Below are 18,941 nucleotides of genomic sequence, written 5' to 3'. Positions count from 1 at the left end.
CTGCGCCACCCGATCGTTGCATTTTGTTGTTAAAGATTACGGTGGCCGTGGCAAAACACGGCTTTTTTGCGTAAAGCTTTTGGTTGTTCTCTGCGATTGGCTGCAGCCCCGGCATCGGATAAAAATGCGTATCCAGCGCGGCCCGGTGGCCTCTGTTTGGTGGCTAGTTAATCCTTATTATGGACTTAAAACGCGTGATGTTGTCTGCTAATCAAACTGTCAGCGAAATATCGCCAACACATGGCTGCCGTCATGTCGCCATTATTATGGATGGCAACGGCCGTTGGGCGAAACGGCAAGGTAAAATTCGCGCTTTCGGGCACAAGGCCGGTGCGAAATCCGTGCGTCGCGCGGTCTCCTTCGCGGCGAATAATGGAATTGAGGCGTTAACGTTATACGCGTTCAGCAGCGAAAACTGGAACCGTCCAGCCCAGGAAGTCAGCGCGCTGATGGAACTGTTCGTCTGGGCGCTGGATAGCGAAGTCAAAAGTCTGCACCGACACAATGTGCGTTTGCGGGTCATTGGCGACACCACGCGCTTCAATGCACGCCTGCAGGAACGCATCCGCAAAGCGGAAGCGTTGACCGCAAACAATACCGGCTTAACGCTGAACATTGCGGCAAATTACGGCGGTCGCTGGGATATTACCCAGGGCGTTCGTCTGCTGGCGAAACAAGTACAGGACGGGACGCTGCTGCCTGAAGAGATCACGGAAGAAATGCTGAGTCAGCAGGTCTGCATGCATGAACTGGCTCCCGTTGATTTAGTTATTAGGACCGGGGGAGAGCACCGAATAAGTAACTTTTTGATTTGGCAAATTGCCTATGCCGAACTTTACTTTACGGATGTTCTTTGGCCCGATTTTGCTGAACAGGACTTTGAAGGTGCACTCCATGCCTTTGTTAATCGAGAGCGTCGTTTCGGCGGCACTGAGCCGGGTGGCAGTCATGCCTGATGGGGGTCACTTTTGCTGAAGTATCGCCTGATATCTGCTTTCGTCTTAATTCCCGTCGTCATTGCGGCGCTGTTCTTATTGCCGCCGATGGGATTTGCTATCGTGACCCTCGTGGTCTGCATGCTCGCCGCGTGGGAGTGGGGGCAACTGAGCGGTTTCACCTCAACGTCGCAGCGGGTCTGGCTGGCGGTGCTGTGCGGCCTTCTGCTGGCTGCCATGCTTTTTCTGCTGCCTGAATACCATTATGACGTTCATCAACCGATGGTGGAAGGTTCACTATGGGCCTCATTCGCCTGGTGGATCGTCGCGCTGTTGCTGGTGTTATCGTACCCGGCGTCGGCGGCATTCTGGCGCCATTCTAAAGTGCTGCGCCTTATCTTCGGCATATTGACCATTGTTCCGTTTTTCTGGGGCATGCTGGCGCTGCGCGCCTGGCACTATACCGATAATCACTACAGCGGTGCGGTGTGGCTGCTGTACGTCATGATCCTGGTCTGGGGAGCCGACTCTGGCGCCTACATGTTTGGCAAAATGTTCGGCAAGCATAAGCTGGCGCCGAAGGTTTCACCGGGAAAAACCTGGCAGGGTTTTTTTGGCGGTTTGCTGACGGCGGCCGTGATCTCCTGGGCTTATGGAGTGTGGGCACATCTTGACGTCACGCCGACGGTGCTGCTGGTCTGTTCCGTGGTGGCGGCCCTGGCTTCCGTGCTGGGCGATCTGACGGAAAGTATGTTTAAGCGCGAGGCCGGCATTAAGGATAGCGGGCACTTGATTCCCGGACACGGCGGTATTCTCGATCGTATCGACAGCCTGACGGCGGCGGTACCGGTCTTCGCCTGTCTGCTACTGTTGGTCTTCAGGACGATTTGACGGAAGGTTATATGCTGAGCGTGCTCTGGAATCTGGCAGCTTTTATCATTGCGCTTGGCGTACTGATTACGGTGCATGAGTTTGGCCATTTTTGGGTGGCGCGCCGCTGCGGCATCCGGGTTGAGCGTTTTTCTATCGGCTTTGGCAAAGCGCTGTGGCGGCGGATGGATAAGCAGGGCACGGAGTTCGTGATTGCCCTGATCCCGCTGGGCGGCTACGTCAAGATGCTGGACGAGCGCGTCGAGGCGGTGGCGCCGGAGATGCGCCACTACGCCTTCAACAATAAAACCGTCGGCCAGCGTGCGGCGGTGATTGCCGCCGGCCCCATCGCTAACTTCATTTTCGCTATCTTTGCTTACTGGCTGGTCTTTATTATCGGCGTTCCTGGCGTGCGACCGGTGGTGGGTGAAATAACGCCCAATTCGGTTGCCGCGCAAGCACAAATTGCAAAAGGAACGGAACTTAAAGCGATAGATGGTATCGAAACGCCTGATTGGGATGCGGTGCGTATGCAGCTGGTCGCCAAAATCGGCAACCCGCAAACAATACTTACCGTCGCCCCTTTCGGGACCAATCAGCGCCAGGATAAAATCGTCGATCTGCGGCACTGGGCGTTTGAGCCAGACAAGCAAGATCCCGTGACCTCGCTGGGGATCCAGCCGCGCAGCGCGCAGATTGATACGGTGCTGGCGGAGGTCCAGACGGGCTCGGCAGCTCAGAAAGCGGGTTTGCAAGCGGGCGACCGGATCGTTAAAGTCGATGGTCAACCGTTAACGCAGTGGATGACGTTTGTTAATCTGGTGCGCGATAATCCGGGCAAAGCGCTGGCGCTGGAGATTGAACGGCAGGGGAGTGCGCTGCCGTTAACCCTGACGCCGGATGCGAAAACGGTAAAAGGTAAGGCAGAAGGGTTCGCAGGGGTGGTGCCAAAGGTCATCCCGCTACCTGAGGAATACAAGACAGTACGTCAGTACGGACCGTTTGCCGCCATCGCTGAAGCCACGGATAAAACCTGGCAGCTGATGTCACTGACGGTCAGGATGCTGGGTAAATTGATAACCGGTGATGTCAAACTGAACAACCTCAGTGGGCCGATCTCTATCGCTCAGGGGGCTGGAATGTCAGCGGAGTTTGGGTTGATTTATTATCTGATGTTCCTTGCGCTGATTAGCGTGAACCTCGGAATCATCAACCTGTTCCCACTGCCCGTACTGGATGGGGGACATCTGCTGTTTTTAGCGATCGAAAAGCTGAAGGGCGGGCCGGTATCCGAGCGAGTTCAAGACTTTAGTTATCGCATTGGCTCAATACTGCTGGTGCTGTTAATGGGGCTTGCACTTTTCAATGATTTCTCTCGGTTATAAGAGAGTTTGTTAGGAAGAACGCATAATAACGATGGCGATGAAAAAGTTGCTCATAGCGTCGCTGCTGTTTAGCAGCGCGACTGTATACGGTGCTGAAGGGTTCGTGGTGAAGGACATTCATTTCGAAGGCTTGCAGCGTGTCGCTGTTGGTGCGGCCCTCCTCAGTATGCCAGTGCGTCCTGGCGATACGGTGACCGACGATGATATCAGTAACACTATTCGCGCGCTGTTTGCCACTGGCAACTTTGAGGACGTCCGCGTCCTGCGCGATGGTGATACCCTGCTGGTGCAGGTGAAAGAGCGTCCGACGATCGCCAGCATCACCTTCTCCGGCAATAAGTCGGTGAAAGATGACATGCTCAAGCAGAACCTTGAGGCCTCTGGCGTTCGGGTGGGCGAGTCGCTTGACCGCACGACCATCGCGGATATCGAGAAGGGTCTGGAGGACTTCTACTACAGCGTTGGTAAATACAGCGCCAGCGTCAAAGCGGTTGTGACGCCGCTGCCGCGTAACCGTGTCGATCTGAAGCTGGTCTTCCAGGAAGGCGTCTCCGCAAAAATTCAGCAGATCAATATCGTCGGCAACCATGCGTTTTCGACCGATGAACTGATCTCCCACTTCCAGCTGCGCGATGAGGTACCGTGGTGGAACGTGGTCGGCGACCGTAAATACCAGAAGCAGAAGCTGGCGGGCGACCTTGAAACCCTGCGCAGCTACTATCTGGATCGCGGTTATGCCCGTTTCAACATCGATTCTACTCAGGTTAGCCTGACGCCGGACAAGAAAGGGATCTACATTACCGTCAACATCACCGAAGGCGATCAGTACAAGCTTTCCGGGGTGCAGGTAACGGGCGATCTCGCGGGCCATTCGGCCGAAATCGAAGCGCTGACCAAAGTCGAGCCGGGCGAACTGTACAACGGCGCGAAAGTAACCAAGATGGAAAACGACATCAAGAAACTGTTGGGTCGTTATGGTTACGCTTACCCGCGCGTTCAGTCGCAGCCGGAAATCAACGACAGCGATAAGACCGTCAAACTGCACGTCAACGTCGATGCGGGTAACCGCTATTATGTGCGTAAAATTCGCTTCGAAGGTAACGACACCTCCAAAGATGCCGTCCTGCGCCGCGAAATGCGCCAGATGGAAGGCGCATGGCTGGGGAGCGATCTCGTCGATCAGGGTAAAGACCGCCTCAACCGTTTAGGCTTCTTCGAAACGGTGGATACCGATACCCAACGCGTGCCGGGCAGCCCGGACCAGGTCGACGTTGTCTACAAGGTGAAAGAGCGTAACACCGGTAGCTTCAACTTCGGTATCGGCTACGGTACCGAAAGCGGCGTCAGCTTCCAGGCGGGCGTCCAGCAGGATAACTGGTTAGGTACCGGTTATGCGGTCGGGATCAACGGCACCAAAAACGATTACCAGACCTATACCGAACTGTCGGTGACCAACCCGTACTTCACCGTTGACGGTGTGAGCCTCGGCGGCCGTATCTTCTATAATGACTTCGATGCGAACGATGCGGATCTGTCTGACTATACCAACAAAAGCTATGGTACAGACGTCACGCTGGGCTTCCCGGTCAACGAATACAACACGCTGCGCGCCGGGGTCGGTTATGTTCATAACTCCCTGTCCAATATGCAGCCGCAGGTGGCGATGTGGCGTTACCTGAACTCGATGGGCCAGTATCCGGACAACACCAACGACCGGAACTCGTTCAGTGCGAATGACTTCACCTTCAACTACGGTTGGACCTACAACAAGCTTGACCGCGGCTTCTTCCCAACGGAAGGTTCGCGCGTCAACCTGAACGGTAAGGTGACCATTCCGGGCTCAGACAACGAATACTACAAAGCGACGCTGGATACCGCCACCTATGTGCCGATCGACAACGATCACCAGTGGGTAGTGTTGGGTCGTACCCGCTTTGGCTATGGCGATGGTATCGGCGGCAAAGAGATGCCGTTCTATGAGAACTTCTATGCCGGTGGTTCCAGCACCGTGCGTGGCTTCCAGTCGAACACCATTGGTCCGAAGGCGGTGTACTTCCCGTCGAGCAGCCGTCATGATGGCGATAGCGGTTATACCAATGACTGTAAGAGCACCGAATCCGCGCCGTGTAAATCCGATGATGCGGTGGGCGGTAACGCGATGGCGGTGGCCAGCCTGGAGCTGATTACCCCGACGCCGTTTATTAGTGACAAATATGCGAACTCGGTCCGTACTTCCGTCTTCTGGGATATGGGTACCGTATGGGATACTCACTGGGATTCGAACGCCTATGGCGGTTACCCGGATTACAGTGATCCGAGCAACATCCGTATGTCTGCGGGTATTGCCGTGCAGTGGATGTCGCCGTTGGGGCCGTTGGTCTTCTCCTACGCCCAACCGTTCAAAAAGTACGATGGAGACAAAGCCGAACAGTTCCAGTTTAACATTGGTAAAACCTGGTAATTGTTGGCGGCAACGGAATGCAAGTGCAGTATAGCGCTGACTGTAGGCGATAACGCGGTTATCGCCTCGCCACGCAAATAACGGTACCCCTGGGTACTCATGGGATGGTAAGGAGTTTATTGTGAAAAAGTGGTTATTAGCTGCAGGTCTGGGTTTGGCAATGGTAACTTCCGCTCAGGCGGCAGATAAAATTGCCCTGGTGAACATGAACAGCCTGTTCCAACAGGTTGCCCAGAAAACTGGCGTTTCCAACACGCTGGAAAACGAGTTCAAAGGCCGCGCTAGCGAACTGCAGCGTATGGAAGGCGACCTGCAGTCTAAAATGCAGCGTCTGCAGTCCATGAAGCCGGGCGCCGATCGTACCAAACTGGAAAAAGACGTGATGGCTCAGCGCCAGACCTTCTCCCAGAAAGCGCAGGCGTTTGAACAGGATCGCGCACGTCGTTCCAACGAAGAGCGTGGCAAACTGGTTACCCGCATCCAGACTGCTGTACAGAGCGTAGCGAAAGATCAGAGCATCGATCTGGTTGTTGACGCAAATGCCGTTGCATACAACAGCAGCGATGTAAAAGACATCACCGCTGATGTGCTGAAACAGGTTAAATAAGTAATGCCTTCAATTCGACTGGCTGATCTCGCGCAGCAGTTGGATGCAGAATTACACGGTGATGGCGATATCGTCATCACCGGCGTTGCGTCCATGCAGAGCGCGAAAACGGGCCAAATCACTTTCATGGTCAACCCTAAGTACCGTGAACACCTGGCCGCTTGTCAGGCTTCTGCCGTTGTCATGACGCAGGATGATTTGCCTTTTGCCCATAGCGCCGCGCTGGTAGTGCGTAATCCCTACCTGACCTACGCGCGCATGGCTCAAATTCTTGATACCACGCCACAGCCGGCACAGGATATCGCGCCGAGCGCGGTCATCGATCCGTCGGCGAAGCTGGGTAACAACGTGGCGATCGGCGCTAACGCGGTTATCGAATCCGGTGTTGTACTGGGCGATAACGTGGTGATCGGCGCAGGCTGCTTCGTTGGGAAAAATACGAAAATCGGTGCCGGCTCGCGTTTGTGGGCCAATGTGACCATTTACCATGAGATTGAGATCGGCGAGAATTGCCTGATCCAGTCCAGCACGGTGATCGGCGCGGATGGCTTCGGTTATGCTAACGATCGCGGTAACTGGGTCAAGATCCCGCAACTGGGTCGCGTCATTATTGGCGATCGCGTGGAGATTGGCGCCTGCACCACCATCGATCGCGGCGCGCTGGACGATACCCTTATCGGTAACGGCGTTATCATTGATAACCAGTGTCAGATTGCGCATAACGTGGTGATTGGCGACAATACCGCGGTTGCCGGCGGCGTTATCATGGCGGGCAGCCTGAAAATTGGCCGCTACTGCATGATTGGCGGCGCCAGCGTGATTAACGGCCATATGGAAATCTGCGATAAAGTCACCGTCACGGGGATGGGGATGGTGATGCGTCCTATCTCTGAACCTGGCGTATACTCCTCCGGTATTCCGCTGCAGCCGAACAAGGCGTGGCGTAAAACTGCGGCGCTGGTGATGAATATTGACGAGATGAGCAAGCGCCTGAAAGCGATTGAGCGCAAGGTTAATCAACAAGACTAATTCATCATTTGGTCACATGACATTTCCGGCCTGTTGCATTCGCTAAAAGATTGCCGCAGGCCGTGTTATTATTGCCTTTTAGTACATTTAGACAGGAAGAGTATTTTGACTACTGACACTCATACTCTGCACATTGAAGAGATTCTGGAACTTCTGCCTCACCGTTACCCGTTCCTGCTGGTAGACCGCGTGCTGGATTTTGAAGAAGGTCGTTTTCTGCGCGCAGTAAAAAATGTTTCTGTAAACGAGCCGTTTTTCCAGGGGCACTTCCCTGGTAAGCCGATTTTGCCTGGCGTGCTGATTCTGGAAGCGATGGCGCAGGCCACCGGGATTCTGGCATTTAAAAGCGTCGGAAAACTGGAGCCAGGCGAGCTGTATTATTTCGCAGGCATCGACGAAGCGCGCTTCAAACGTCCGGTAGTACCAGGCGATCAGATGATTATGGAAGTCACTTTCGAGAAAACCCGCCGCGGCCTGACCCGTTTCAAAGGCGTCGCGCTGGTTGACGGTAAAGTGGTTTGCGAAGCGACGATGATGTGTGCGCGTAGCCGGGAGGCCTGATACGTGATTGATAAAACCGCTTTTGTTCATCCTACCGCCATTGTAGAAGAAGGCGCCGTCATTGGTGCTAACGTTCACATTGGTCCGTTTTGTATTGTTGGCGCTAACGTCGAAATTGGCGAAGGCACCATACTGAAGTCTCATGTCGTCGTTAACGGCCATACCAAAATCGGCCGTGACAATGAGATCTATCAGTTCGCTTCCATCGGCGAAGTTAACCAGGATCTGAAATATGCTGGCGAACCGACCCGGGTGGAAATTGGCGATCGCAACCGCATCCGCGAAAGCGTCACCATTCATCGCGGCACAGTACAGGGCGGTGGATTAACAAAGGTGGGCAACGATAACCTGCTGATGATCAACGCCCATGTGGCGCACGATTGTACGCTTGGCGATCGCTGCATTCTGGCCAATAACGCAACCTTGGCCGGTCACGTATCTCTGGATGATTTCGTCATCATCGGCGGCATGACCGCAGTACACCAATTCTGCATCATCGGCGCACACGTCATGGTTGGCGGATGCTCCGGCGTGGCGCAGGACGTTCCGCCGTTCGTGATTGCCCAGGGTAACCACGCGACGCCGTTTGGCGTCAACATCGAGGGGCTGAAACGCCGCGGCTTTAGCCGTGAGGCGATTACCGCGATTCGTAACGCGTATAAACTGCTGTACCGCAGCGGCAAAACGCTGGACGAAGCCAAACCGGAAATCGCCGAACTGGCGACTCAGCATCCTGAAGTTCAGCCGTTTGTTGATTTCTTTGCCCGTTCCACTCGCGGCTTGATTCGTTAATGGCTGAACCGCGTCCCCTGACGATTGCCCTGGTCGCCGGAGAAACCTCCGGCGATATTCTTGGTGCAGGCCTCATCCGGGCTCTCAAAGCGCGCATCCCTGACGCGCGCTTTGTCGGCGTGGCGGGGCCGCTGATGCAGGCGGAAGGGTGCGAAGCATGGTACGAAATGGAAGAGCTGGCGGTGATGGGCATTGTTGAGGTGCTCGGTCGCTTACGCCGCCTCCTGCATATTCGCGCCGATCTTACCCGCCGCTTTGGCGAGCTGCACCCCGATGTCTTCGTCGGCATCGACGCCCCTGACTTCAATATTACCCTCGAAGGGAATCTGAAAAAGCAGGGCATCAAAACGATTCACTACGTCAGCCCGTCGGTCTGGGCCTGGCGACAAAAACGCGTTTTCAAAATCGGCAGAGCGACCGACCTGGTGCTGGCTTTTCTGCCTTTCGAAAAAGCGTTTTATGACAAATTTAACGTCCCTTGCCGCTTTATCGGCCATACCATGGCGGATGCGATGCCGCTGGATCCTGACAAAGGCGCTGCGCGCGACCGGTTAGGGATCCCGCACAATGTGCGCTGTCTGGCGCTGCTGCCCGGCAGCCGCGGCGCGGAAGTCGAAATGCTCAGCGCGGACTTTCTGAAAACCGCGCAGTTGTTACGCGTCACCTATCCCGATTTGCAGGTGGTAGTGCCGCTGGTCAATGCCAAACGGCGGGAGCAGTTTGAGCGAATCAAAGCTGAGACGGCGCCGGATATGATCGTGCATATGCTGGACGGTCAGGCGCGCGATGCGATGATCGCCAGCGACGCCGCGCTGCTGGCCTCCGGGACGGCGGCGCTGGAGTGCATGCTGGCGAAGTGCCCGATGGTGGTTGGCTACCGCATGAAGCCGTTCACCTTCTGGCTGGCAAAGCGTCTGGTGAAAACCGACTACGTCTCCTTGCCGAATCTGCTGGCCGGTCGCGAGCTGGTCAAAGAGCTACTGCAGGATGAGTGCGAGCCGCAGGCGCTGGCCGCCGCCCTGCAGCCGCTGCTGGCCGATGGCAAAACCAGCCACGAGATGCATGAGACGTTCCGCGCGCTGCATCAGCAGATCCGCTGCAACGCCGATGAGCAGGCCGCGGACGCCGTACTGGAGTTAGCAAAACAATGATGGAGTTCGTCTATCCGCATACCCATCTGGTTGCCGGCGTTGATGAGGTTGGCCGCGGGCCGCTGGTTGGCGCGGTCGTGACCGCGGCGGTGATCCTCGATCCGGCGAAGCCGATTGTGGGTCTGAATGATTCCAAAAAACTCAGCGAAAAGCGTCGCCTGGCGCTGTGCGATGAGATTAAAGAGAAAGCGCTGTGCTGGAGCCTGGGGCGTGCCGAGCCGCACGAAATCGACGAGCTGAATATTCTGCATGCCACTATGCTGGCGATGCAGCGCGCCGTCGCCGGCCTGAGCATTGTTCCTGAGTTTGTCTTGATCGATGGCAACCGCTGTCCGTCGCTGCCGATGCCCTCTCTGGCGGTGGTGAAAGGCGACAGCCGGGTGGCAGAAATCAGCGCAGCGTCTATTCTGGCAAAAGTCACTCGTGACGCCGAAATGGCCACGCTGGACCTCGCATTTCCCCACTACGGATTTGCCCAGCATAAAGGCTATCCCACCGCTGTTCACCTGCAGAAGCTGCGGGAACACGGCGCAACAGAGCATCACCGGCGCAGTTTTGGTCCGGTGAAGCGTGCCCTGGGCCTGGCGTCCAACTAAGTCACCGGGATCTAAAGATGGCTGAACCACGTTTCGTACACCTGCGGGTGCACAGCGACTATTCCATGATCGATGGGCTGGCAAAGACCGGGCCACTGGTCAAGAAGGCGGCCTCGCTTGGCATGCCGGCGCTGGCGATCACCGATTTCACCAACCTGTGCGGGCTGGTGAAGTTCTACGGGACGGGACACGGCGCGGGTATTAAGCCGATTGTCGGCGCCGATTTTCACGTGCAGTGCGACCTGCTCGGCGATGAGTTTACCGAGCTGACCGTGCTGGCGGCGAACAACACCGGTTACCAGAACCTGACGCTGCTCATTTCCCGCGCCTATCAGCGCGGCTACGGCGCGCTGGGGCCGTGGATTGACCGCGACTGGCTGGTAGAACACCAGGAAGGGCTGATTCTGCTTTCCGGCGGCCGTAAAGGCGACGTCGGCGTTAGCCTGATCCGCGGCAATATGCCGTTAGTGGAACAGTGCGTCGCGTTCTATGAAGAGCATTTCCCGGACCGTTATTTTCTTGAGCTGATCCGCACCGGTCGTCAGGATGAAGAGGCCTATCTCCACGCCGCCGTGGCGCTGGCGGAAGCGCGCGGCCTGCCGGTGGTGGCGACCAACGATGTCCGCTTTCTCGACACCAGCGATTTCGACGCCCATGAAATCCGCGTCGCGATCCACGACGGCTTTACGCTCGACGACCCGAAACGGCCGCGCAACTACTCGCCGCAGCAATATATGCGCAGTGAGGAGGAGATGTGCGAGCTGTTCGCCGATATCCCGGAAGCGCTGGAGAACAGCGTCGAGATCGCCAAACGCTGCAACGTCACCGTGCGGCTTGGCGAATATTTCCTGCCGCAGTTCCCGACCGGCGATATGACCACGGAAGATTTCCTGGTCATGAAATCGAAAGAGGGTCTGGAAGAGCGGCTGGAATTTCTCTTCCCGGATCCTGCCGTCCGTGCTGAAAAGCGCCCGGAGTATGACCAGCGTCTGGATATTGAACTGCAGGTTATCAACCAGATGGGGTTCCCGGGCTACTTCCTGATCGTCATGGAGTTTATCCAGTGGTCGAAGGATAACGGCGTGCCGGTTGGCCCGGGCCGCGGTTCCGGCGCCGGCTCGCTGGTGGCCTACGCGCTGAAGATCACCGATCTTGATCCGCTGGAATTCGACCTGCTGTTCGAACGTTTCCTTAACCCGGAACGTGTCTCGATGCCCGACTTCGACGTCGATTTCTGCATGGAGAAACGCGACCAGGTTATTGAGCACGTGGCGGACATGTATGGCCGCGATGCGGTATCGCAGATCATCACCTTCGGTACCATGGCGGCGAAAGCGGTCATCCGCGATGTGGGCCGCGTGCTGGGTCACCCGTACGGCTTTGTCGACCGTATCTCCAAGCTGGTGCCGCCCGATCCGGGTATGACGCTGGCGAAAGCGTTTGAAGCCGAACCGCAGCTGCCGGAAATCTATGAGGCGGACGAAGAAGTTAAAGCGCTGATCGACATGGCGCGTAAGCTGGAAGGGGTGACGCGAAACGCCGGTAAACACGCCGGTGGGGTGGTTATCGCTCCCACTAAAATTACCGACTTTGCGCCGCTGTATTGCGATGAGCAGGGGCTGCATCCGGTTACCCAGTTTGACAAAAACGACGTGGAATACGCCGGGCTGGTAAAATTCGACTTCCTCGGTCTGCGTACGCTCACTATCATTAACTGGGCGCTGGAGATGATCAACAAGCGGCGGGCGAAAAACGGCGAAGGGCCGTTGGATATCGCCGCTATCCCGTTGGATGACAAGAAAAGCTTCGACATGCTGCAGCGCTCGGAAACCACCGCGGTCTTCCAGCTTGAATCGCGCGGCATGAAAGATCTGATTAAGCGTCTGCAGCCTGACTGCTTCGAAGATATGATCGCGCTGGTGGCCCTGTTCCGCCCGGGTCCGCTGCAGTCGGGGATGGTAGATAACTTTATCGACCGTAAGCACGGCCGCGAAGAGATTTCCTACCCGGACGTGCAGTGGCAGCATGAGAGCCTGAAACCGGTGCTGGAGCCGACCTACGGCATTATCCTGTATCAGGAACAGGTCATGCAGATTGCCCAGGTGCTCTCCGGTTATACCCTCGGCGGCGCGGATATGCTGCGCCGTGCGATGGGTAAGAAAAAACCGGAGGAGATGGCCAAGCAGCGTTCTATCTTTGAAGATGGGGCGAAGAAAAACGGCGTTGACGGCGAACTGGCGATGAAAATCTTCGACCTGGTGGAGAAATTCGCCGGTTACGGATTTAACAAGTCGCACTCCGCCGCCTACGCGCTGGTCTCCTACCAGACGCTGTGGCTTAAGGCGCACTATCCGGCTGAGTTTATGGCGGCGGTAATGACCGCCGATATGGACAACACCGAGAAGGTCGTTGGCCTGGTGGACGAGTGCTGGCGCATGGGGCTGAAAATTTTGCCCCCGGATATTAACTCCGGCCTGTACCATTTCCACGTTAACGACGACGGCGAGATTGTCTACGGCATCGGCGCCATCAAAGGCGTTGGCGAAGGGCCGATCGAAGCGATCATTGAGGCGCGCAACAATGGCGGTTATTTCCGCGAGCTGTTCGACCTCTGCGCGCGGACCGATATTAAAAAGCTCAACCGCCGGGTGCTGGAAAAACTGATTATGTCCGGGGCGTTCGATCGTCTCGGTCCGCATCGCGCGGCGCTGATGAACTCGCTGGGCGATGCGTTGAAAGCCGCCGACCAGCACGCGAAAGCGGAGGCTATTGGCCAGGCCGATATGTTCGGCGTACTGGCGGAAGAGCCTGAACAAATAGAACAGTCCTACGCCAGCTGCCAGCCATGGCCTGAGCAGGTGGTGCTGGATGGTGAAAGGGAAACCCTGGGGCTATACCTGACCGGGCACCCGATTAACCAGTACCTGAAAGAGATTGAGCGCTACGTCGGCGGCGTGCGGCTCAAAGACATGCATCCGACCGATCGTGGTAAAGTGACCACGGCGGCGGGGCTGGTGATTGCGGCGCGGGTAATGGTCACCAAGCGCGGCAATCGTATCGGCATCTGTACCCTGGATGACCGTTCCGGGCGTCTGGAGGTGATGTTGTTCACCGACGCGCTGGATAAATATCAGCAGTTGCTGGAAAAAGACCGCATACTTATCGTCAGCGGACAGGTCAGCTTTGATGACTTTAGCGGGGGGCTTAAAATGACCGCCCGCGAAGTCATGGACATTGACGAAGCCCGGGAAAAATATGCTCGCGGGCTTGCTATCTCGCTGACGGACAGGCAAATTGATGACCAGCTTTTAAACCGACTCCGTCAGTCTCTGGAACCCCACCGTTCGGGAACCATTCCAGTGCACCTCTACTATCAGAGGGCGGATGCACGCGCGCGGTTGCGTTTCGGCGCAACATGGCGCGTCTCTCCGAGCGATCGTTTACTTAACGATCTGCGTGGCCTTATCGGCTCGGAGCAGGTGGAACTGGAGTTTGACTAATACAGGAATACTATGAGTCTGAATTTCCTAGATTTTGAACAGCCGATTGCAGAGCTGGAAGCGAAAATCGATTCCCTGACTGCGGTAAGCCGTCAGGATGAGAAACTGGATATTAACATCGACGAAGAAGTGCATCGTCTGCGCGAGAAAAGCGTAGAGCTGACGCGCAAAATCTTCGCCGATCTCGGTGCATGGCAGGTTGCGCAACTGGCGCGCCACCCGCGCCGTCCTTATACCCTGGATTATGTCCGCCTGGCGTTCGACGAATTTGACGAACTGGCCGGTGACCGCGCCTACGCTGACGATAAAGCGATTGTCGGCGGTATCGCGCGTCTTGATGGTCGTCCGGTGATGATTATCGGCCACCAGAAAGGTCGCGAAACCAAAGAGAAGATCCGTCGCAACTTTGGTATGCCGGCCCCGGAAGGCTACCGCAAAGCGCTGCGCCTGATGGAAATGGCCGAGCGGTTTAAAATGCCGATCATCACCTTCATCGACACCCCTGGCGCCTACCCGGGCGTCGGCGCGGAAGAGCGTGGCCAGTCGGAAGCGATTGCCCGCAACCTGCGTGAGATGTCGCGTCTGAGCGTGCCGGTTATCTGCACCGTGATCGGCGAAGGCGGCTCCGGCGGCGCGCTGGCGATTGGCGTGGGCGACAAGGTCAATATGCTGCAGTACAGCACCTATTCGGTGATTTCGCCGGAAGGCTGCGCGTCCATTCTGTGGAAAAGCGCGGATAAAGCACCGCTGGCCGCGGAAGCGATGGGTATCGTCGCACCGCGTCTGAAAGAGCTGAAGCTGATTGATTCTATCGTTCAGGAACCGTTGGGCGGCGCGCACCGCAACCCGGAAGCGATGGCAGCGAGCCTGAAAGCGCAGCTGCTGGCAGACCTGGCCGATCTCGATCTGCTCAGCGAAGAAGAGCTGCTGAACCGCCGCTATCAGCGTCTGATGAGCTACGGTTACGCCTAAGTTTTCCGCTAGCGAAAAACACTAAGGGCCGGATTTTCCGGCCTTTTTTTTGTGTGCGATGCGCCCAGGGGATTGCTATGATGCTTGACTTAGGTGAATACCAGGAGGAAAGCGTGAATATTATCGCCATCATGGGGCCTCACGGCGTCTACCACAAAGACGAGCCGATCAAAGAACTGGAAGCGGCGCTGCAGCGCCAGGGCTTCCAGACCATCTGGCCGCAAAACAGCGCCGACCTGCTGCAGTTTATTGAGCACAACCCGCGCATCTGCGGGGTGATCTTCGACTGGGATGAATACAGCGTCGATCTGTGCAGCGATATCAATCAGCTCAATGAATATCTGCCCCTGTACGCCTTTATTAATGCCCACTCGACGATGGACGTCAGCAGTCAGGATCTGCGTATGACGCTGTGGTTCTTCGAATATGCGCTGGGACTCTCCGAAGAGATCGCCACCCGCATTGGGCAGTATACCCGCGAGTACCTGGACAATATCACCCCGCCGTTTACCCGCGCGCTGTTTAACTATGTGCAGGAGGGGAAGTATACCTTTTGTACACCGGGCCATATGGGCGGTAGCGCCTATCAGAAAAGCCCGGTGGGCTGCCTGTTCTATGATTTCTTTGGCGGAAATACGCTGAAGGCGGATGTCTCGATTTCGGTCACCGAGCTGGGCTCCCTGCTGGATCATACCGGCCCGCATCTGGAGGCGGAGGAGTATATTGCCCGCGCCTTTGGCGCTGAACAGAGCTACATGGTGACCAATGGCACCTCGACGTCCAACAAAATTGTTGGTATGTACTCGGCGCCCGCCGGCAGCACGCTGCTGATTGACCGTAACTGTCACAAATCACTGGCCCACCTGCTGATGATGAGCGATGTGGTTCCCTTGTGGCTGAAGCCGACCCGCAACGCGTTGGGGATCCTCGGCGGTATCCCCCGGCGCGAATTTACCCGCGACAGCATTCAGCAGAAAGTGCGCGACACGGGCGGGGCGCAGTGGCCCGTGCATGCGGTGATCACCAACTCCACCTACGATGGTCTGCTCTATAACACCACCTGGCTTAAGGAGACGCTCGACGTCCCGTCGATCCATTTCGATTCCGCCTGGGTGCCCTATACCCATTTCCATCCGATATATCAGGGGAAAAGCGGCATGAGCGGTGAGCGGATCCCCGGAAAAGTCATCTTCGAGACGCAGTCCACGCATAAGATGCTGGCCGCGCTGTCGCAGGCCTCGCTGATCCACATTAAGGGCAACTATGATGAAGAGACCTTTAATGAAGCCTTTATGATGCATACCTCGACGTCGCCGAGCTATCCCATCGTCGCGTCAATTGAGACCGCGGCGGCGATGTTGCGCGGTAACTCCGGTAAGCGCCTGATCCAGCGCTCCATTGAGCGGGCGCTGGACTTCCGCAAAGAGGTGCAGCGACTGCGCGAGGAGTCGGACGGCTGGTTCTTTGATATCTGGCAGCCGGAAGCGGTGGATAAAGCCGAGTGCTGGCCGGTGGCGCCTGGCGAAGACTGGCACGGTTTCAAAGATGCCGATGCGGATCATATGTATCTCGATCCGGTGAAGGTCACCATTCTGACGCCGGGCATGGACGAGCAGGGGAATATGGCTGAAGAGGGGATCCCGGCGGCGCTGGTGGCGAAGTTCCTCGACGAGCGGGGCGTGGTGGTGGAAAAAACGGGCCCCTACAACCTGCTGTTCCTGTTCAGCATCGGTATTGATAAAACCCGGGCGATGGGGCTGCTGCGCGGCCTGACCGAGTTCAAACGCGCCTACGATCTCAATCTGCGGGTGAAAAATATGTTGCCGGATCTGTACGCGGAAGATCCCGACTTCTACCGCAACATGCGGATCCAGGATCTGGCGCAGGGGATCCACCGCTTGATCCGTCAGCACCAGCTGCCGCAGCTGATGCTCAGCGCCTTTGACGTCCTGCCGGAAATGAAAATGACGCCGCATCACGCCTGGCAGCGCCAGATTAAGGGTGAGGTGGAAACCATTGAACTGGAGAACCTGGTCGGCCGGATTTCGGCCAACATGATCCTCCCTTATCCGCCGGGCGTACCGCTGCTGATGCCGGGAGAGATGATCACGGAGGAGAGCCGGGCAGTGCTCGATTTCCTGCTGATGCTCTGCTCTATCGGCCGTCATTATCCGGGGTTTGAGACCGATATTCACGGGGCGAAGCGCGATGAGGACGGCGTGTATCGGGTACGAGTCTTAAAAAATGACGAAAGGCTTGCGCGTTAACGGCGCGCACGAGTAACGTGGCTGGCTTAACAGAAGGAGTTTGACCATGCTGGGTTTGAAACGGGTTCACCATATTGCCATCATTGCGACTGACTACGCCCGCAGTAAAGCGTTCTATTGCGATATTCTGGGGTTTACGCTGCAAAGTGAGTTCTATCGCGCCGAGCGCGACTCCTGGAAGGGCGATCTGGCGCTCAATGGCGAGTACGTGATTGAGCTGTTCTCGTTCCCGTTTCCCCCGGCCCGCCCCAGTCGCCCCGAAGCCTGCGGGCTGCGTCATCTGGCCTTTAGCGTGGATGATATCGACGCCGCGGTAGCGCATCTGACGGCGCATGGCGTCGAGTGCGAAGCGATTCGCGTCGATCCCTTTACCGGCAAACGCTTTACCTTCTTTAGCGATCCGGACGACCTGCCGCTGGAAATATATCAGCAGTAAACCTTGCCAGCGCGACCCTGGCCCGGTAACTTGCCGGGCCATCACTTCTCGGTATGTTCGTGGATATGACGGCTGATATTGCGCATACGCTTCATCCCCATCGCCAGCTGCTGGTGGCCTTCAGCGGCGGTCTGGATTCGACGGTTCTCCTGCACCAGCTGGTGCTACTGCGGGAACAGGATCCCTCGCTGACGCTGCGGGCGGTGCATGTTCACCACGGCCTGAGCGCCCATGCAGACGACTGGGTGGCGCATTGTCGGCAGATTTGCCAGCAGTGGCAGGTGCCGCTGGTGGTGCATCATGTGACGTTAGCCAGGGGCGGTCTCGGCGTGGAGGCCCATGCCCGTGCGGCGCGCTATCAGGCCTTTCAGGATACGCTCAATGCCGGCGAGGTGTTAGTGACCGCCCAGCACCAGGATGACCAGTGCGAAACGCTGCTGCTGGCGTTAAAACGCGGCAGCGGTCCTACTGGTCTGTCGGCGATGGCGCCATCCTCTGCCTTTGCCGACAGTCGACTACTGCGTCCTCTCCTCAATGAAACCCGCGAATCGCTACGCCAGTGGGCGCTCGCCCATCAGCTGTCGTGGATTGAAGATGAGAGTAATCAGGACGATACCTATGACCGCAACTTTCTGCGCCTGCGGGTGATCCCGGTCCTGCGCGAGCGCTGGCCGCATTTTAGCGAGGCCGTTGCCCGCAGCGCCAGCCTGTGCGCCGAGCTGGAACAACTGCTGGACGAAATGCTGGCGGCGGAGCTGGCGTCGCTGGTGGCCGAAGATGGCTCGCTGGCTATCACGCCGTTGACGTCGATGAGCCCACCCCGTCGCGCGGCGCTGCTGCGTCGCTGGCTCGCCGGGCAGCAGGCGCCGATGCCGGCCCGGGAGGTGCCAGAGCGCCTCTGGCATGAGGTGGCGCTGGCGCGGGAAGATGCCAGCCCTTGTCTGCGGCTCGGGGATTTTACCGTCCGCCGTTTTCAACAGCGTTTGTACTGGGTGAAGTATCTTCCCGGCCAGACGGAAAGTGTCCAGCACTGGCCCGACTGGCGCCAGCCGCTGCGGCTGGCAGACGGTCTCGGCGAGCTGATGCTGCAGCCCGGCGGCAGGCTGCGCCCGCCGTCTGCGGATGAGCCGGTCACTGTCCGCTTTCGCGCCAGCGGCCACCTGCATATCGTCGGACGCCACGGCGGACGTAAGCTGAAGAAGATCTGGCAGGAGCTGGGCGTTCCTCCCTGGCGACGAGACACTACGCCGCTGCTGTTTTACGGCGAAACGCCGATCGCTGCAGCGGACGATCTGTTTGTGACCACCGAAGGTGAAGTGAAGGACGGGGAAGGGGTCAGGCTGTCATGGAGGAAAACGGGCGGTTAAGCCCGTTTTGAT

The 18,941-nt window shown here is 57.2% G+C and carries 15 protein-coding genes; all 15 read left to right on the top strand.

Annotated elements, in window-relative coordinates:
- Window positions 1-197 precede the first annotated feature (197 nt).
- A complete protein-coding gene (gene ispU / locus R0140_RS22300) occupies window positions 198-956 on the top strand; it encodes a (2E,6E)-farnesyl-diphosphate-specific ditrans,polycis-undecaprenyl-diphosphate synthase (RefSeq protein WP_012968905.1) in 759 nt (252 codons plus the stop codon).
- A gap of 12 nt (window positions 957-968) precedes the next feature.
- The gene (gene cdsA, locus R0140_RS22295; RefSeq protein WP_008807353.1) at window positions 969-1,826 is read left to right on the top strand and encodes a phosphatidate cytidylyltransferase; all 858 of its coding nucleotides are present in this window, start codon (window positions 969-971) and stop codon (window positions 1,824-1,826) included.
- An 11-nt stretch (window positions 1,827-1,837) separates the two neighbouring features.
- Complete coding sequence (rseP, locus tag R0140_RS22290; RefSeq protein ID WP_008807352.1) at window positions 1,838-3,190, top strand: sigma E protease regulator RseP; 1,353 nt, start codon at window positions 1,838-1,840, stop codon at window positions 3,188-3,190.
- 31 nt (window positions 3,191-3,221) lie between these two features.
- A complete protein-coding gene (bamA, locus tag R0140_RS22285; protein ID WP_008807351.1) occupies window positions 3,222-5,651 on the top strand; it encodes an outer membrane protein assembly factor BamA in 2,430 nt (809 codons plus the stop codon).
- 121 nt (window positions 5,652-5,772) lie between these two features.
- Window positions 5,773-6,258 (top strand): molecular chaperone Skp, encoded by a 486-nt coding sequence (gene skp, locus R0140_RS22280; RefSeq protein WP_002889325.1) that lies wholly within the window; start codon window positions 5,773-5,775, stop codon window positions 6,256-6,258.
- 3 nt (window positions 6,259-6,261) lie between these two features.
- Complete coding sequence (gene lpxD / locus R0140_RS22275) at window positions 6,262-7,287, top strand: UDP-3-O-(3-hydroxymyristoyl)glucosamine N-acyltransferase (RefSeq protein ID WP_008807350.1); 1,026 nt, start codon at window positions 6,262-6,264, stop codon at window positions 7,285-7,287.
- A 105-nt stretch (window positions 7,288-7,392) separates the two neighbouring features.
- Entirely contained in the window at window positions 7,393-7,848 is a 456-nt protein-coding gene (gene fabZ, locus R0140_RS22270; protein ID WP_004145858.1) for a 3-hydroxyacyl-ACP dehydratase FabZ, read from the top strand.
- A gap of 3 nt (window positions 7,849-7,851) precedes the next feature.
- Window positions 7,852-8,640, top strand: a complete 789-nt coding sequence (lpxA, locus tag R0140_RS22265) for an acyl-ACP--UDP-N-acetylglucosamine O-acyltransferase (protein WP_032731649.1) — start codon at window positions 7,852-7,854, stop codon at window positions 8,638-8,640.
- Window positions 8,640-9,791, top strand: a complete 1,152-nt coding sequence (gene lpxB, locus R0140_RS22260) for a lipid-A-disaccharide synthase (RefSeq protein ID WP_218799525.1) — start codon at window positions 8,640-8,642, stop codon at window positions 9,789-9,791. The genes lpxA and lpxB overlap by 1 nt, the downstream gene beginning before the upstream one ends.
- Window positions 9,788-10,387 carry a ribonuclease HII gene (gene rnhB, locus R0140_RS22255; protein WP_023297087.1) on the top strand — a complete coding sequence of 200 codons (600 nt, stop codon included), beginning with the start codon at window positions 9,788-9,790 and terminating at the stop codon, window positions 10,385-10,387. The genes lpxB and rnhB overlap by 4 nt, the downstream gene beginning before the upstream one ends.
- A gap of 17 nt (window positions 10,388-10,404) precedes the next feature.
- The gene (gene dnaE, locus R0140_RS22250) at window positions 10,405-13,887 is read left to right on the top strand and encodes a DNA polymerase III subunit alpha (RefSeq protein ID WP_008807346.1); all 3,483 of its coding nucleotides are present in this window, start codon (window positions 10,405-10,407) and stop codon (window positions 13,885-13,887) included.
- 12 nt (window positions 13,888-13,899) lie between these two features.
- On the top strand, window positions 13,900-14,859 hold the full coding sequence (accA, locus tag R0140_RS22245; protein WP_008807345.1) for an acetyl-CoA carboxylase carboxyl transferase subunit alpha: 960 nt from the start codon (window positions 13,900-13,902) through the stop codon (window positions 14,857-14,859).
- Window positions 14,860-14,972: 113 nt separating this feature from the next.
- The gene (locus R0140_RS22240; RefSeq protein ID WP_012968903.1) at window positions 14,973-17,126 is read left to right on the top strand and encodes a lysine decarboxylase LdcC; all 2,154 of its coding nucleotides are present in this window, start codon (window positions 14,973-14,975) and stop codon (window positions 17,124-17,126) included.
- 46 nt (window positions 17,127-17,172) lie between these two features.
- Complete coding sequence (locus tag R0140_RS22235) at window positions 17,173-17,562, top strand: VOC family protein (protein WP_002889387.1); 390 nt, start codon at window positions 17,173-17,175, stop codon at window positions 17,560-17,562.
- Between the two features lie 53 nt (window positions 17,563-17,615).
- Complete coding sequence (gene tilS / locus R0140_RS22230) at window positions 17,616-18,929, top strand: tRNA lysidine(34) synthetase TilS (protein WP_317703899.1); 1,314 nt, start codon at window positions 17,616-17,618, stop codon at window positions 18,927-18,929.
- Window positions 18,930-18,941: the final 12 nt, after the last annotated feature.

Origin of the sequence: Klebsiella sp. w6 (assembly GCF_033100215.1) — a bacterium.
Lineage (GTDB): Bacteria > Pseudomonadota > Gammaproteobacteria > Enterobacterales > Enterobacteriaceae > Klebsiella > Klebsiella variicola.
The sequence above is the reverse complement of the archived record's forward strand: the minus strand, read 5'-3'. Positions and strand labels throughout refer to the sequence as shown.